Origin of the sequence: Symbioplanes lichenis (assembly GCF_030709675.1) — a bacterium.
GTDB lineage: Bacteria > Actinomycetota > Actinomycetes > Mycobacteriales > Micromonosporaceae > Actinoplanes > Actinoplanes lichenis.
The window spans coordinates 58,943-74,245 of record NZ_JAUZQD010000021.1 but is presented as its reverse complement, the minus strand read 5'-3'; the positions used below and the strand labels follow the sequence as shown (position 1 = coordinate 74,245).

The following is a 15,303-nucleotide window of genomic DNA, read 5'->3' as shown; positions in this document are numbered from 1 at the left end:
AAGGCACACGACGTTTCACCCACGGGAGGCGAAAAAACCCCGCATATCGGACGACGGCCGGGTCGCGCGCTACGTTCGACGGTATGCCGAAGGCCATCTGGAACGACGAGATCATCGCGGAGAGCGACGACACCGTGATCCTCGAGGGCAACACGTACTTCCCGCGCGCCTCCGTGCGCGAGGACGTGCTCCGCCCGTCGGACACGCACACCGTCTGCCTGTGGAAGGGCAAGGCCTCCTACTACTCGCTCGAGTCCGCCGGACACATCAGCGAGGACGCCGTCTGGTACTACCCGGATCCCAAGCCCGACGCAGCCGCCGTCAAGGACCGAGTCGCCTTCTGGAAAGACGTGAAGGTCGAAGCCTGAGCCATGGAGTTTCGGGCTGGGGACGGGAGGCGGGGATCTCCCTCCGCAGCCCGTCAGGCGTGATGTCTGCGGAGGGAGATCCCCGCCTCCCTCCGCGCGAGCTCCGCATGGCCAGGTTGATCACTGGGTGGCCTGCGCGAGCCAGGTGCGCCGCGAGGCCGTAGCGCGACTCCAGCCGCGCTTCAGCCCACTCGGGGGTGGGCTTCCTGGATGGTGGGGACCTGGAGGTACTCCAGGAATTCGCGCTGCTCGGGTGGCTCGAGGGCACCGAAGGCCTCGTAGGCGCAGTCGCGGGCGTGCGGGGTCTCGGCCGCCAGCAGGGAGATGATCGCCGACCAGGCCAGGGAGACCGGGTCGAAGAGCCGCGCCTCGCGGAGCGAGGTCAGCCGGCTGAGCATCGCCACCTTCGTGGCCGCGTCGTCGTCGTGCGGCGCCCGGTCCGAGAGCTCGAAGAGCGCCTTCCCCCGGTACGCGTGCTCCGACTCCACCATCCGCGCCAGCTCGGCGTTGTCCATCTGCTCGACCGGCGGCGCGGGGCCCCGGCGCGGCAGCTGGGGCCGGGCGTCCTCAGCGGGCACGGCTGTCGCGTCCGCTCTCGAAGCCCACACCCGGCGTCTGCTGCGGCAACGTGGGCACGCTGGAGAACGCGGGGAACGGCGGGGCCGGCATCACCGGCGCCTCGGGTCGGGTGTCGGCGCCGGTCTCGGCGTCCGGCTCCTCCGGGTGGTTCTGCACCTGCTCCCCCGTCTTGCCGTCTCGGCCCAGCACAGTTTGTCCTCCGTTGCCGACTTCGTCGTGTTGGCGTCCTATGAGATCACGCCGAGTCCACCGGGGCGACCCCACCCGGTGACACGCCCGGAACTCACCCGACTCGCCTACCGCCGTAATGTGGCGGCAATACATCGAGGGGGACGATAGTTGCTTCAGTGCAACGATCAACTCTCACCGACGGAGGTTGCCCAGAGTGAACGGGGCCGAGGAAACCACGGAGTGGCGCTCCGCGATGATCGACGTGTCCGAGCTGTCACTTGCCGAGCTGGTCGAGGCCGCCCGTGACACCCCGGCCGCGGACACCGCACTGGGCCACTGCCTGCGACGGCTCACCGGCGAGCTCGATCACCCGGGCGAGCCCATCGCGGGTTTCAACTCCGCGCTGTGAGACCGCACCGACTCACCGACGCCGCCCTGACCGAGCTGGGAGCCGGCCGGCCGAGCCCCGAGACCCTGGCTGAGCTGCGACGCTCCCAGCTGAGCCGGCACCTGCTGCTGCTCCGGGAGATCGCGGCGATCACCGGCCCCGGGCCCTTCCGCGCGCTGACCGAGGCGGAACGCGCCGACCCCGCCGCGACACGCCGATGGATCGCCCGGCCGTTGGTGGGCGTGTGGGCGACCCGCTGCCTGACCGCCCTGCGCGGCGGCGCGAGCCCCGAGGACGTCGGCTTGGACTACCTGGCGCAGCCCACCGACCACGAGCAGACCGTACTTCGGGCGGAGCACGACGGGCTGGCGGTGGCCGTACCGCTGGAGGACAAGGACCCCCTGCGGGCCGGACTCGGCCTGCCGCCCGCACCCCCGCTCGGCGCCGCCGCGACACGCCGGTGGCAGGAGGCCTTCACCGAGGCGTGGCGGCTGCTCGTGACCCTCGCCCGGCCGGACGCCGAGGCGCTCACCGGCATCCTGACCTGCATCGTGCCGGTGCTGCCCGACCCGGCCGCGCGGGGCATCAGCGCGACCTCGGCCGACGCGTTCGGGGCGGTGGCGATCTCCGAGCCCGCCGACGCCGACGCGCTGGCCGCCGGGCTGCTCCACGAGACGCAGCACAGCCTGCTGAACGCGGTGCTCTACCTCTTCGACATGCTGGAACACCCGGCCGAGCGCGGCTGGTCACCCTGGCGGGACGACCCCCGCCCGGCGTCGGGCATCCTCCACGGCGCGTACGCCTACCTCACCGTCACCCGCTTCCGCCGGGCCCAGCTGCGGTGGGGCGGCGATCCGCTCGCGGCGTTCGAGTTCGCGCGGTGGCGCTCGGCCGTCGCCGTGGCCGCCGCAGGTCTGCACGATCTCACCCCCGCCGGTGCCCGCTTTGTCGGCGCGCTGCTCGACGAGGTGCGCCCGTGGCTGGACGAGCCCGTCGACCCGGCCATCCGGCGGCTCGCCGAGGGCGCCAACACCGATCACCTGCTGCGCTGGCAGCTGCGCAACCGGACGGTCGCCCCGGCGGACGCGGCGGCGCTGGCCGAGGCGTGGCGGTCCGGGGCGCAGCCGCCGCCGGTGAGGTCCCGGCTGGTTCCGGCGCCCCGGCGCGCCCTCGAGGCGAGCGCCCGGCTGGACCTCGCACATCGGCTGCTGCGCCATGAGACGGTGGACGGGGCGAGCGGCGACGGCGCGTACGTGCTGGGCGACGAGCGGGCGGCGCTCCGGGCGTACCGGGAAATGGCCGATTTTTGCGGTCTGGCCCTGGTCACCGGTCTGACCGCGGCGCCCGAGCTCGCCGCCGCGACGCACACCGCCCTCGCCGGTGAGGCCGACCCACTGGAGCTGCTTCGCTGGCTCGCCTGACCGGCCCGCACCGCCACAGAGCCGAAGAACAAGACCAGCTCAAGAAGGGGCACGCCCGGCCGGAGAAGGCTCAGGTCCCCCGGGGCCGGACCGATGATGCCGCCCGTGGGAGGTGGAGTCATGGGCCGGAGCGCCAAGGTCATGAACGCGATCCGTCGCGGGGTCGACGACGTTCTGATCTTCACGTCCCTGTTGCTGCTCGCCTGGCCGGCGATGTTCGACGAGGATCCGGGCCACCGCCAGGTGTTCCTCGGCGGCGCGACCGTCGTGCTGCTCGGCATCGGCGTCATCGTGCTCGGTCAGCGCTGGCCGCTGGCCCGGTACGCGCCGGTCGCCGCGGCCGTGGTGATGGCCGGCTACTGGCTGGGCAGCACCGGTGTGATCAGCCGGCAGCTGACCGCGCTCACCGTGGCCATCGCCGCGATCGTGCTGGTCCGCCAGTTCCTCGGCTCGCGCACCAACGAGCACCTGGTCCGTGATCTGACCCGGCAGCGGGCCCAGCTCGCCCGGCAGGCCTTCCGCGACCCGCTGACCGAGGTCGGCAACCGCAAGCTCTTCCTCGACCACGCGACCGACGCCCTCGCGGACGCCGACGACACGATGACCGCCGTGATCCTGTTCGACCTGGACGGGTTCAAGGAGATCAACGACACGTACGGGCACGCGGTCGGCGACGAGCTGCTGCGCACCGCCGCCACCCGGATGAGCGCCGCCGTGCGCGCCAACGACACCGTGTCCCGCCTCGGCGGCGACGAGTTCACCGTGCTGCTGCCCCGGCTGGCCGACGACCAGATCGCCGACACCGTGGCGAACCGGATCCTGCGCGACCTGACCCAGCCGCTGACCGTCGGCGACATCGTGCTGACCATCCCGGCCAGCGCCGGCATCGCGATCACCCGGGGCAGCGACATGCTCCTCGACGACCTGCTGCGCGAGGCCGACCAGGCGCTCTACCAGGCCAAGGCCGAGGGCAAGGGGGTCGCCCGGCGCTTCGACCCGGCCAAGTTCGCCGAGGCCGAGGCCCGCCGGCGCGACGAGGCGGACCTGCGCCGGGCCCTCGACGAGCACGAGTTCGAGGTCCACTACCAGCCGATCGTCCACCTCAACGGCGAGCGTACGGTCGGCGTCGAGGCCCTGGTCCGCTGGCGGCACCCGGAGCGCGGGCTGCTCCCCCCGGCCGCCTTCCTGGACCTCGCCGAGTCGATGGGCCTGCTGTCCCGCCTCGGCGGCTGGGTGCTCGAGGAGGCATGCCGGCAGGCCGCGATCTGGCAGCGCCAGGAGCCCGGCTTCGAACTCAACGTCAACCTCTCGGCCAGCCAGCTCGGCAACCCGAACCTGGTCGAGGAGGTCCGGGGCGTGCTCCAGCGCACGGGCCTGCCCCCGGAGCTGCTGGTGCTGGAGCTGACCGAGTCGGTCGCCCTGGTGGACACGATCGAGTCGGCGCGCATCCTCGGCGCCCTCAAGACCCTCGGCGTCCGCATCGCGCTGGACGACTTCGGCACCGGCTTCTCGTCGCTGAGTCACCTCGGCGCGCTGCCGGTGGACGTGGTCAAGATCGACAAGTCTTTCGTGCAGGCCATGCAGGAGAACGCGGGCGCCTCGGTGGCCGAGGCCGTGCTGCAGATCGCCCGGACGTTCAACCTCGCCCCGGTCGCCGAGGGCGTGGAGGACGCGTCGACGGCGTCGCGGCTGCGCGAGCTGGACTGCGCGCAAGCCCAGGGCTACCACTTCGCGAAGCCCATGCCGGCCGGCGAGCTGACCGAGCTTCTGACTCGCCAGTCCGCTTTGTCCAGCTAAAAGCTGACTTACTCCAAGGTGCCTTCTTCCCCGGCGAACGCGGCTCTTCTACGGTTGAAGCGACAACTAACGAAGGGGAACAGATGACTCGCCTCACCGTCCTGGGCGGCACCGGCTACACCGGCTCCGCGATCGTCCGCGAGGCCGTGGCGCGCGGCCACGAGGTCACCTCCTACAGCCGGCACGCGCCGGCGGAGCCCGTGCCCGGCGTCACGTACGTGCAGGGCTCGGTTCTCGACGCGGACGTCCGGCGGCAGATCGTCGCCGGCGCCGACGTGATCGTCTCGGCCCTGGCCCCGCGCGGCGACATGGCCGGCACCCAGGTCGAGATCCTGAGCGACCTCGCGCGGCAGGCGAAGGGCACCCGGATCGGCGTCGTGGGCGGTTTCGGCTCGCTGCGCCCGGAGCCCGGCGCGCCGCGTTTCGTCGACACCGACGCGCTGCCGGAGGAGTACAAGCCCGAGAGCCGCGAGATGCTGGAGGTCAAGGAAGCACTGGCCGCCGGCGACGCGGACTGGTTCTACGTGAGCCCGGCCGCCGCCTACGGCTCGTACGCCCCGGGCGAGGCGACCGGCAGCTACCGGACCAGCGGTGAGATCGCGCTCTTCGACGCCGACGGCAAGTCGGAGCTGTCCGGCGCCGACTTCGCCAAGGCGATCGTCGACGAGATCGAGAAGCCGCAGTACCAGCGCGCGCACTGGTCCGTGGCCTACTAGGGACTCACAGCGGCGGCAGCTCGATCTCCGTCTCCAGGCGGAGCCCGGCTGCCGCCCGCGCCCGCACGGGATGATCGTCCCCGTACGCCTTCTGCAGCCCCTCGACAGCACTCTCCACCGCCGCCGTGTCGCCGGAGTCCAGCGCCACGTTGAAGGCGCACGCCAGCGTGTCGGGGTGGTCGGCGCCGCGCAACCGGCGGGACCGGGTCAGCGTGTCCTGGGCGACCTCCCGGGCCTGCTGCGCCTCGCCCAGCGCCACCAGGTCCGCGGCGAGGCCGTTGGCGCAGCTCAGCGTGAACGGATGGTCGGGGCCCACGCTGCGGCGGAGGCCACCGAGCGCTTCGGTGTCGATCGTGCGGGCCTCGGCGTACCGTCCGGTGGCGCGCGCGACCCCCGCCAGGTCGGCGGCGGCCGCCAGGGTGAACGGGTGCTCGTCGCCGAGCACGGCGTGATAGCGGCCCACCGCGCGCTCCAGCAGCTGGTGCGCCTCGTCGAGGTCGCCGTCCTCGCGGACGCAGTTGGCCAGCGACACCACCGCGGCGAGGGTCTCCACGCTCAGGTCGCCGAACTTCTGCCGGTAGAGCGCGACGTTCTCGGTCGCCCGCCGGCGGGCGTCGGGCCGGCCCGCGCGCCGCGCCGCCATCGCCGCGAACCGTCCGGCCCACAGCGCCATCGGGTGGTCGGGGCCCAGCGCCTCGAAGTGCCCGGTCTCCGCCAGCACCGCCGCCGCGCCCGCGTAGTCGCCCAGCCCGTAGAGGTCGAAGGCCAGCTCGGCGCGGGACGACAGCGTCTCCGGGTGCCCGTCGACGAAGATGATCTGCCGGTGCCGCAGCACCTGCTCGTCGAGCGCCCGGGCGCCCCGGAAGTCGCCGAGCAGCCGCAGGTCCGCCGCCAGGTTGTTGGCGCAGCGCAGAGCGGTCGGGAAGCCCTCGCCGAACAGCCGGCGATAGCGCACCAGATTGTCCGCGTCGAGCTGCCGGGCCTGCTCGAAGTGCCCCTGCATGCGCAGGTCGCCGCCCACGCTGTTCGCGGTGGCGAGCGTCGTCTCGTCGTCGACTCCGAGCACCTCACGCTGGGAGCGCAGGGTGCGGGCGTTCAGAACCCGGGCATCCTCGGTCCGCCCGACCGCCCGCAACGCGTTCGCCAGGTGGAACGACACCAGCAGCGTCTGCTCGTCGGTCTCGCCCAGGCTGTCCGTCCACCGGGCGACGGCCTGCGCGGCAAGGTCCCGGCTCGAGTCGTAGTCGCCGCGCGCGTAGAGGACGCGGATGCAGTTGATGACCAGCTGGCGGATCTCCTCGTTGTCCCCGCCGAGCGCGTCGGAGTGCACGAGGTGCGGCACGATGTCGGCGTACCGTGACCAGTGCGCCGGGTTGTCCGGGTCACCCGGGTCGGCCGCCGCCAGCATCGCCCGCACGGTACGCAGCAGCGCCGCGTGCCGCTCCGAGCTGAGCTGCTGCCCGAGCATGCCCCGGACCAGCGGGTGCACGACGAGGCTGGCCCCGGACGGGTCGAGCTCGGCCAGCCCGTACCGGCCGATGAGCCGGATCGCCGCCTTGAGCCGCCGCTCGATGCGCAACGTCGGCGCCAGCTCCGCCGAGGCCAGCCCGCGCGCCGCCCAGAGCAGCTCCCACGACACGGGCGCGCTGGCCAGGAACGCCGTCAGGCGCAGCAGCTCGTACGCGGCCGGGCCCGCCTCGGCCAGCGCGTCGGCGGCCAGCCCGTAGCCGACCCGGATCGGGGTCGGATACGCCAGCTCGGCGGCTCGGAGGTCGTAGCGGCGCAGGTACTCGGGCACGGACCAGCCGGTCGCCGACCGTACGGCCGCGGCCTGGTCCAGCGCCATCGGCACGTCACCCAGCCGCTCGGCGAGCCGCTCGGCGTCCGCCACGGACAGCTCGGGCGCGCGGCGGCGGAGCAGGTCCACGCTGTCCGTACGGTCGAACACCGCGACCGGCACCGCCTGCGCGACCTCCGACGTCCACCGCGGGTTGCGCGAGGTGACCAGCACGTGCCCGGCGCCGCTGGGCAGATAGGGCTTGATGTCCTCGGGCCGGTTCGCGTTCTCGAAGACCACGAGCCAGTTCCGGTACGGCTCCCCGCGGCTCAACGCGTCGCGGACCGCGCCCAGCGTCCGGTTGATGTCGCGCGCCTCGGGCAGCCCCAGCTCCTGGGCGAGCCCGACGAGCGCCGCGCGCATGCCGGTCGTCTGCTCGGCGGGAATCCACCACACCAGGTCGTACGTGTCCGCGTAGCGATAGGCGTACTCGACGGCGAGCTGGGTCCGGCCGGTGCCGCCCAGCTGGTGGTCGTCGGAGGGCAGCAGGACCACCGGCCCGTTGCCGAGCAGCCCCCGGACCCGCGCGAGAACATCCTCGCGCCCGACGAAACGCGGATTGCGCGGCGGCAGCCCACCCCGGATCGGCACGCCGCCCCTCCCAGCTGAAGTGTCGGTGCTTTCCGATTACCGTACGTGGAACCATCGCCACAGCGGAAGATTGCGGTTTTTCCGGACTGCCGCGCGAGGCGGCTTTTCGAAACGTGCGCGCGAGGGCAATGTGCAGTGGATCGCTTGGCTTAAGGTTCGCTCCAAGCTCTCTTGCTCCTGGAACGCTCCAAGCTTCCTTGCTCCTGGAAGGCGCCCCCGGTGACCGAAGAACCCGTGACGAGCCTGGACCGCACCACCGGCGACGCGGTCACCGTGACCCTGCGCGGCGAGGTGGACGTGCTCAACGTGGACCAGGTGCGGGTCGCGCTGGTCGAGGCGCTGGCGACCCGGCCCCGGTCGGTGACGGTCGATCTGGCCGAGCTGTCCTTCATCGACAGCACCGGGCTGGGCGCGATCATCTTCGGCTTCCAGCGGGCGCGTGACGAGGGCGTCGACTTCCAGCTGCGCCGGCCGACCCGCGGGGTCCGGCAGATTCTGGTGCTGAGCGGCCTGCTCGAGGTCGTGGCGATCCAGGACTGAGCAGGCCGCTGCCCGGGGGCGTCAGCCCGCGAAGGTGTAGACCCGGGCCGGGACGGCGACCGAGGACCGGAACGAGTTGTTGACCGTGGCGGCTTCCGTGGCGTTCGGGTTGGGGTTGGTGCAGGAGACCGGCGCGCTGCTGCCGGACATCAGATCGGCACAGAGCCCGGTACGCCGATCGGGCAGCCCGAGAATGTGCCCGAACTCGTGCGCGGCGATGCGCGGCTGGTAGTACCCGTCGTTGACCGCCTCGCGACCCATGTACCAGTAGCCGTTGCCGAGCGAGGACGTGTAGGTGCGCGGCCAGCCGTTGTCGGCGTACACCCGGATGTTGGGGGTGCGGCCCGAGGGCACGGGCTCGAGGCGCACGTTGGTGACCCGGCTGTTCCAGATCTGAGCGCCCTGGTTCACCACCGCCACGAACTCCTGGGCCTGGCTGGCGTCGTAGTAGAGCACCCGGGGCGCCGCGGCGGCGGGTCCCGCGGTGGCGACCTGCAGCCCGGCCATCGCCAGCACCGCGACGAGCGCCGCTGACAGTCTCCGCAGAAGCATCGGACCTCCTCTGAGTGGGGCTTTCCACGCTAACCATTCAGAGAAGATCATCGATGCGGTTGCCCATACCGCTTTGCGCATCACGGCCACACGATGCCGCCGCATCCGGAGCCCGGCCTTGGCCCACCGGACACCGGGGGCTACAGTCTGCGCCGTAGTCACGAAGCAACTAGTTGCAGGACACCCGCAACCATCAAGCACCAGACATAGCAGTGCCCCGAGCGGCATGCGAAGCAGAGGCGGACTCGGGGCTTACGCCATAGAAGCTAGCACGCACTCCGCACGTCATCAAGGAGCAAAGCAGTGGACATCCCGTTCTCGCATTGGATGTACCGGACTTTCTCGGTGCCCCGGCTCCAGGCCTACGCCCGGGCAACGCAGTCGGACGTCGCCCGGGCCGAACGCCTGTACTGGTGGAACGTCGAGGTCTACGGCGCCTTCTACGGACCGCTGCACTGCCTGGAGCTTGCTCTCCGGAACTCCCTGCACGACGTGCTCCGGACAAGTTACGGCCGCGCCGACTGGTGGACTTCCGCCCCCCTCCAGGCCGAGGGTCTACGCCGGGTCGAGGAGACCAGACGGAAGCGCGAACGACGTGGCCGCCGCCCCGCCCTTCCTGACGACATCGTCTCCGACCTGTCGTTCGGGTTCTGGACGTCCCTGGTGAGCAACAGCCCGTCCTCACAGTACGACAGGCTGCTCTGGGTTCCCCACCTGCACGCGGCGTTCCCGCACTATCGCGGGCGGCGCAGGGATCTCCACCATCACCTGGAGGCGATGCGGCTGCTGCGCAACCGGATCTCTCATCACGAGCCCATCCACCACCGCGATCTGGCGGCGGATCATCGCCGGATCTATCAGCTTGTCGGCTTCATCGACCCGACAGCGGCCGAGAAGGCCAGAGCGATGGACCGGGTGCCCGAGGTCCTCCTGCGCCGCGAGGCGACCTGCGACGGCATGCAACCGCCAAGGTTCTGACGCCACGACGGCACCTCAGGACGCGGGCGCCGCCGGGGAAGCAGCGGCCGGAAAGGCGAGGCCGATGCCCGGGCCGGCCGGACCTGCCGCCGACGTGCGACGCCCGGCCAGCAGCATCAGGGACAGCAGCGAGGCGAGCAGCGCGAGCCCTCCCGCCGCGTACCAGGCGGTGTCGTAGTCGCCGAGCCGGTCCCGCACCAGGCCGGCGGCGGAGGCAGCAGCCGCGGCCCCGAGCTGATGAGAGGCGAAGACCCAGCCGAAGACCACCGCGCCGCGGTTTCCGAAGTACTCGCGGCACAGGGCGACCGTCGGCGGCACGGTGGCGACCCAGTCGAGGCCGTAGAAGAGGATGAAGATGACCATGCTCGGGTGGGCCGTGGCCGCGAAGAGGGACGGCAGGACCAGCAGCGACAGGCCGCGCAGGCCGTAGTAGGCGCCCAGCAGGAGCCGGCTGTCGACCCGGTCGGTGAGCCAGCCGGAGGCGATGGTGCCGGCGATGTCGAAAAGGCCGACCAGTGCCAGCAGGCTCGCCGCCGTGGTGGAGGGCATGCCGTGGTCGTGGGCGGCCGGGATGAAGTGGGTGCCGACCAGGCCGTTCGTGGTCGCGCCGCAGATGGCGAAGCCGCCGGCGAGGAGCCAGAACGCACGGGTCCGCGCGGCGTCGCGCAGGGAGCGCAGCGCGGTGCGGGCGGCACCGCCCGGGTTGACCGGCGCGGGCGGCGGCTCTTCGACAGCGCCGTAGGGCAGGGCGTTCAGCTCGGCCGGCCGGTCCCGCAGGCGCCACCACACCAGGGGTACGACCAGCAGGGCGGCCCCGGCCACCACGAGCGCCGCCGTCCGCCAGCCCGACGAGTCGGCGAGCCGGGCAAGGACGGGCAGGAAGATGAGCTGGCCGGTGGCGCCGCCCGCGGTCAACACGCCGGTCACGAGGCCCCGGCGCGCGACGAACCAGCGGCCGGTCACGATCGCCACGAAGCCGAGGGCCATCGAGCCCGTGCCCAGGCCGACCAGCACGCCCCAGCAGAGGATCAGCTGCCAGCTGTGACCCATGAAGACGGTCAGGCCGCTGCCCGCCGCCACGAGGACGAGCGCCGCGGCGACCACCCGGCGCATGCCGAGCTTCTCCATCAGCGCCGCGGCGAAGGGGGCGGTGAGGCCGTAGAGGAGGAGGTTGACGGAGACGGCGGCCGAGATGGTGCCGAGCGACCAGCCGAACTCGTCGTGCAGCGGCTGGAGCAGCACGGACGGCGTGGCGCGGAAGCCGGCGGCGCCGATGAGGGCGATGAAGGCCACGGCGGCGACGAGCCAGGCCGGGTGCAAACGGCGTGAGGTCACGGACTGATTCTGCAGACGCTTGGTCCGTACGGGCGAGTGGCCGGGAGGCCCTGATGCGCAAGAATCGGGCCATGACGCATGCCGTGACCGTGCTCGCCCTGGACGCCGTCGTCGGGTTCGACCTCACCGTCCCGCCGCAGGTCCTCGGCTCGGCCCGGGCGGCCGACGGCACTCCGTTCTACGAGGTGACGACCGCCGGCATGGGCGGCCCGGTGCGACCGTCGCGCGGCGGCTTCACCATCACGCCGGATCACGGCCTCGAAGCGCTCGCCACGGCGGACACCGTCGTCGTGGCCGGTGTGAACGGCAATCGCACCCTGATCGACGGCACCCTCGATCCCGCTGTGGGCGAGGCGCTGCGCGCGGCGCACGACCGGGGCGCGCGCATCCTCTCGATCTGCACCGGGGCCTCCGTACTCGCCGCGGCTGGCCTGCTCGACGACCGGCCGGCGGCGAGCCACTGGGGTTGGGCCCGGCGGCTGCGCAAGCTCTATCCGCAGGTGCAGTGGGACTTCGACGTGTTGTTCGTCGACGGTGGCGACATTCTCACGAGCGCCGGCGTCGGCGCCGGGATCGACCTGTGCCTGCACGTCGTGCGGACGGACCACGGCAGCGCCGTCGCCAACACCGCCGCCCGCCGGTGCGTGGTGCCGCCGTTCCGCGACGGGGGCCAGGCGCAGTACATCGAGCGTCCGATCCCGGCCGCCCGCGCCGACGGGACGAGCGCGACCCGGGCGTGGGCCCTCGACCGGCTCGCCGAGCCCGTGAGCCTGAAGGAGATGGCCGGGCACGCGAACATGAGCGTGCGCACCTTCACCCGCCGTTTCCGGGACGAGACCGGCCTGAGCCCGCTCAAGTGGCTCCTCCGGCAGCGGGTCGACCACGCCCGGCTGCTGCTCGAGTCGACCGACCTGGGCGTGGACGTGGTCGCCCGGCGCGCCGGGCTGGGCAGCGCGACCGCCCTCCGGCAGCACTTCCAGCAGTCGGTCGGCGTCGCCCCGGCCGCCTACCGCCGTACCTTCCGCCACGGCTGACAGGGCTCAGATCCGCACGAAAGCGACCGATGGGACAGGCGTACCCCCGGATGCCGCTTCGTGAGGATGTCATGGACCAGAGTTTCCGGCCGCTGCTCGACGCCCTGAAGCAGATCGGCGTCGACCCCGTGGCGGTGGACGCCGCCGCCGAGGAGGCGCAGCGCAGCGGCCGGTCGGTCCGGGCAGTCCTGATCAACGACAACGTCGTGACCGAGGAGCAGCTGACCTCGGCCGCCGCGGCCGCCGCCGGCACCACCACCCTCGACCTGGGCAGCTTCACCCCGGACCCGGCCGCGCTCAAGCGCATCCCGCTGCCCGTGGTGCTGCGGCACCGCGTGCTCGGCCTGGCGATCCAGGACGGCGAGCTGATCGTCGGCGTCACCGACCCCGGCGACGTCGTGGCACTCGACGACGTCCGGGCGTCCACGGGGATGTCCGTACGCCCGGTGGTCGTGGCCCGCAGCGAGGTCCGCCGGATCATCGAGCGGCTGCAGCGCGAGGACAGCGACCTGGCCGACATGGCCGAGGCGGCGGCCGACGAGACGTCCGCGATGGCCGCGCAGGCCACCACGGCCGACGACGCGCCGATCGTGCGCTACGTCAACAACCTCATCGAGCAGGCCGTCCAGAACCGCGCCTCCGACCTGCACCTCGAGCCGACCGAGGACGACATGCGGGTGCGCTACCGCATCGACGGCGTCATGCACGAGCTGGACACCGTGCCCAAGGGCGTCATGCCGGCGCTCATCTCGCGTCTGAAGATCATGTCGGGCGTCGACATCACCGAGCGGCGCATCCCGCAGAACGGGCGCATCACGGCGCTCATCCGGGACCGGACGGTCGACCTGCGTACGGCCACGCTGCCCACGGTGTGGGGCGAGAAGATCGTCCTGCGCGTCCTGGACACCGGCGGCATCGACCTGGACATGACCAAGCTCGGCTTCACCGCCCACAACCTGGCCCGCTTCTCCGAGTCGTTCACCAAACCCCACGGCATGGTCCTGGTCACCGGTCCCACCGGCTCCGGAAAATCCACCACGCTGTACGCGACCCTGGGCCGGATCAGCAAGCCGGAGATCAACGTGATCACCGTGGAGGACCCGGTCGAGTACCGGCTGCGGGGCGTCAACCAGGTGCAGGTCAACGCGAAGGCCGGCCTGACGTTCGCCGCCGTGCTCCCGGCGATCCTGCGCTCCGACCCGGACGTCGTGCTCATCGGCGAGATCCGGGACGGCAACACCGCCCAGATCGCGGTCGAGGCGTCGCTGACCGGTCACCTGGTGCTTTCCACACTGCACACCAACGACGCGCCCGGCGCGGTCACCCGGCTCACCGAGATGGGCATCGAGCCGTTCCTCGTCGGCTCGTCGCTGGACTGCGTCCTGGCCCAGCGGCTGTCGCGGCGCCTCTGCGACTGGTGCAAGGAGGCGTACACGCCGACGGCCGAGGAACTCGAGGGGGCCCGGTGGCCCTACGAGGATCTGGCCGTGCCGGAAGCCCTCTATCGCCCGGTCGGCTGTCGCAACTGCGCCAACACCGGCTATCGGGGCCGGCTCGCGCTGCACGAGGTGATGCCGATCTCGCCCGAGATCGAGTCGCTGACCATCCGCCGGGCCGCCGCGGGCGAGATCCGCGAGGTCGCCCTCGCCCAGGGCATGTACGAGCTCCGCGCCGACGGCCTGGCCAAGGCGGCCGGGGGCCTGACCTCGGTGCGCGAGGTCATGCGCGTCGCCATCTGAGCGACTCCGAATCGTAGCAAACGCGGAGAAAACCTCGCACAAGTCTGCGGGAACAGGTCCTAAACCGGCCACCGGCAATGCCGAATGAGGGTGGCGTCAGAGAAGTCTCGAGATTGACGGTGCCGCGGATGTACACGCTGGAACAGGAAGTGCCGCAGCAGGCCGCACCCGCCGGCCCGCCCGCGGGTGACCTGGCCGTCCTCGACCAGATGCTCGTCATGATGGTCGAGTCGCGGGGCTCCGACCTGCACCTGACGGTCGGCTCGCCGCCGATGATCCGGGTCGACGGCGGCCTGCGCCCGCTGCCCGGCTACGGCGCGCTCAACTCGGCCGACACCGCCCTGCTGGCCCGGGCGGCCGTCTCCCCCGCCCAGTGGGAGACGTTCCGCAAGGAGCAGGAGCTCGACTTCGCGCACAGCATCGCCGGCGTCTCCCGCTTCCGCGGCAACCTCTATGTGCAGCGCAACTCGTGCGGCGCGGTCTTCCGGGCCATCCCGCACAAGATCAAGCCGCTGGACGAGCTGGGCATGCCCGACTCGGTCGCCCGCTTCGCCCACCTGCCGCGCGGCCTGGTCCTGGTGACCGGCCCGACCGGCTCGGGCAAGACCACGACGCTGGCCTCGGTGCTCGATCTGGCCAACCGCAGCCGGGCCGACCACATCATCACCATCGAGGACCCGATCGAGTTTCTGCACCCGCACAAGCGCAGCGTGGTCAACCAGCGCGAGGTCGGCGCCGACACCGAGACCTTCGCCGCCGCCCTCAAGCACGCGCTGCGGCAGGACCCCGACATCATCCTGGTCGGCGAGCTGCGCGACCTGGAGACCACCGCCACGGCGCTGACCGCGGCCGAGACCGGCCATCTGGTGCTGGCGACCCTGCACACGCAGAGCGCCACGCAGACCATCGACCGCGTCATCGACATCTTCCCGCCGCACCAGCAGCTGCAGATCCGCGCCCAGCTGGCGGCCTCGCTGCAGGGCGTGGTCACCCAGGCGCTCGCGCCGCGCGCCGACGGCAAGGGCCGCGCGGTGGTCTGCGAGATCCTGACCGCCACGCCGGCCATCCGCAGCCTCATCCGCGAGGGCAAGTCGCACCAGATCCCGTCGTTCATGCAGGCCGGCGGGAACGAGGGCATGCTCGCCTTCGACCAGCACCTGGCCGACCGGGTGCGCGAGGGCATCGTGACGATGCAGGCCGCGCTGGAGATCTGCCACTCCGCGGACGAGCTCAAACGCCTGATCGGACGGGTGTGAC

At 72.0% G+C, this 15,303-nt stretch carries 15 protein-coding genes; 10 read left to right on the top strand and 5 right to left on the bottom strand.

What is annotated here, in order from left to right; genetic code table 11:
* The first annotated feature begins 83 nt into the window (after positions 1-83).
* Positions 84-368, top strand: a complete 285-nt coding sequence (locus RAN62_RS37520; protein WP_305789628.1) for a DUF427 domain-containing protein — start codon at positions 84-86, stop codon at positions 366-368.
* A gap of 182 nt (positions 369-550) precedes the next feature.
* On the opposite strand, the gene RAN62_RS37515 is transcribed toward RAN62_RS37520, so the two are convergent.
* Together RAN62_RS37515 and RAN62_RS37510 are read right to left on the bottom strand one after the other, a co-directional pair.
* The gene (locus RAN62_RS37515) at positions 551-946 is read right to left on the bottom strand and encodes a hypothetical protein (RefSeq protein ID WP_305789627.1); all 396 of its coding nucleotides are present in this window, start codon (positions 944-946) and stop codon (positions 551-553) included.
* Entirely contained in the window at positions 936-1,136 is a 201-nt protein-coding gene (locus RAN62_RS37510; RefSeq protein WP_305789626.1) for a hypothetical protein, read from the bottom strand. Before RAN62_RS37510 ends, RAN62_RS37515 begins: the two co-directional genes overlap by 11 nt.
* A 196-nt stretch (positions 1,137-1,332) precedes the next feature.
* On the opposite strand from RAN62_RS37510, the gene fxsA reads away from it, so the two are divergent.
* From fxsA to RAN62_RS37490, 4 genes are all read left to right on the top strand, one after another.
* Complete coding sequence (gene fxsA / locus RAN62_RS37505; protein WP_305789625.1) at positions 1,333-1,527, top strand: FxSxx-COOH cyclophane-containing RiPP peptide; 195 nt, start codon at positions 1,333-1,335, stop codon at positions 1,525-1,527.
* Positions 1,524-2,927 (top strand): aKG-HExxH-type peptide beta-hydroxylase, encoded by a 1,404-nt coding sequence (locus tag RAN62_RS37500; protein ID WP_305789624.1) that lies wholly within the window; start codon positions 1,524-1,526, stop codon positions 2,925-2,927. Before fxsA ends, RAN62_RS37500 begins: the two co-directional genes overlap by 4 nt.
* Before the next feature lie 120 nt (positions 2,928-3,047).
* Positions 3,048-4,724, top strand: coding sequence for a putative bifunctional diguanylate cyclase/phosphodiesterase (locus RAN62_RS37495; RefSeq protein WP_305789623.1), 1,677 nt, complete (start codon positions 3,048-3,050; stop codon positions 4,722-4,724).
* Between the two features lie 83 nt (positions 4,725-4,807).
* Positions 4,808-5,440, top strand: coding sequence for an NAD(P)-dependent oxidoreductase (locus tag RAN62_RS37490; RefSeq protein ID WP_305789622.1), 633 nt, complete (start codon positions 4,808-4,810; stop codon positions 5,438-5,440).
* A gap of 4 nt (positions 5,441-5,444) precedes the next feature.
* Here the strand turns inward: RAN62_RS37490 and fxsT are convergent, their stop codons facing one another.
* Positions 5,445-7,868 (bottom strand): FxSxx-COOH system tetratricopeptide repeat protein, encoded by a 2,424-nt coding sequence (gene fxsT, locus RAN62_RS37485; RefSeq protein ID WP_305789621.1) that lies wholly within the window; start codon positions 7,866-7,868, stop codon positions 5,445-5,447.
* A gap of 219 nt (positions 7,869-8,087) precedes the next feature.
* Between fxsT and RAN62_RS37480 the strand changes: the two genes are divergently transcribed.
* Positions 8,088-8,408, top strand: a complete 321-nt coding sequence (locus RAN62_RS37480) for an STAS domain-containing protein (RefSeq protein ID WP_305789620.1) — start codon at positions 8,088-8,090, stop codon at positions 8,406-8,408.
* 21 nt (positions 8,409-8,429) lie between these two features.
* On the opposite strand, the gene RAN62_RS37475 is transcribed toward RAN62_RS37480, so the two are convergent.
* Complete coding sequence (locus RAN62_RS37475; protein ID WP_305789619.1) at positions 8,430-8,960, bottom strand: snapalysin family zinc-dependent metalloprotease; 531 nt, start codon at positions 8,958-8,960, stop codon at positions 8,430-8,432.
* A 303-nt stretch (positions 8,961-9,263) separates the two neighbouring features.
* Here RAN62_RS37475 and RAN62_RS37470 point away from each other — a divergent pair, with 303 nt between their 5' ends.
* Positions 9,264-9,938 (top strand): hypothetical protein, encoded by a 675-nt coding sequence (locus tag RAN62_RS37470; protein WP_305789618.1) that lies wholly within the window; start codon positions 9,264-9,266, stop codon positions 9,936-9,938.
* Between the two features lie 15 nt (positions 9,939-9,953).
* On the opposite strand, the gene RAN62_RS37465 is transcribed toward RAN62_RS37470, so the two are convergent.
* Positions 9,954-11,273 (bottom strand): MFS transporter, encoded by a 1,320-nt coding sequence (locus RAN62_RS37465; RefSeq protein WP_305789617.1) that lies wholly within the window; start codon positions 11,271-11,273, stop codon positions 9,954-9,956.
* A gap of 71 nt (positions 11,274-11,344) precedes the next feature.
* Between RAN62_RS37465 and RAN62_RS37460 the strand changes: the two genes are divergently transcribed.
* The 3 genes from RAN62_RS37460 to RAN62_RS37450 all read left to right on the top strand — a co-directional run bounded on the left by RAN62_RS37460 (position 11,345) and on the right by RAN62_RS37450 (position 15,302).
* On the top strand, positions 11,345-12,307 hold the full coding sequence (locus RAN62_RS37460) for a GlxA family transcriptional regulator (RefSeq protein WP_305789616.1): 963 nt from the start codon (positions 11,345-11,347) through the stop codon (positions 12,305-12,307).
* 71 nt (positions 12,308-12,378) lie between these two features.
* Positions 12,379-14,046, top strand: a complete 1,668-nt coding sequence (locus tag RAN62_RS37455) for a GspE/PulE family protein (RefSeq protein WP_305789615.1) — start codon at positions 12,379-12,381, stop codon at positions 14,044-14,046.
* 128 nt (positions 14,047-14,174) lie between these two features.
* Entirely contained in the window at positions 14,175-15,302 is a 1,128-nt protein-coding gene (locus RAN62_RS37450) for a type IV pilus twitching motility protein PilT (protein WP_305789614.1), read from the top strand.
* The last annotated feature ends 1 nt before the right edge of the window (position 15,303 follow it).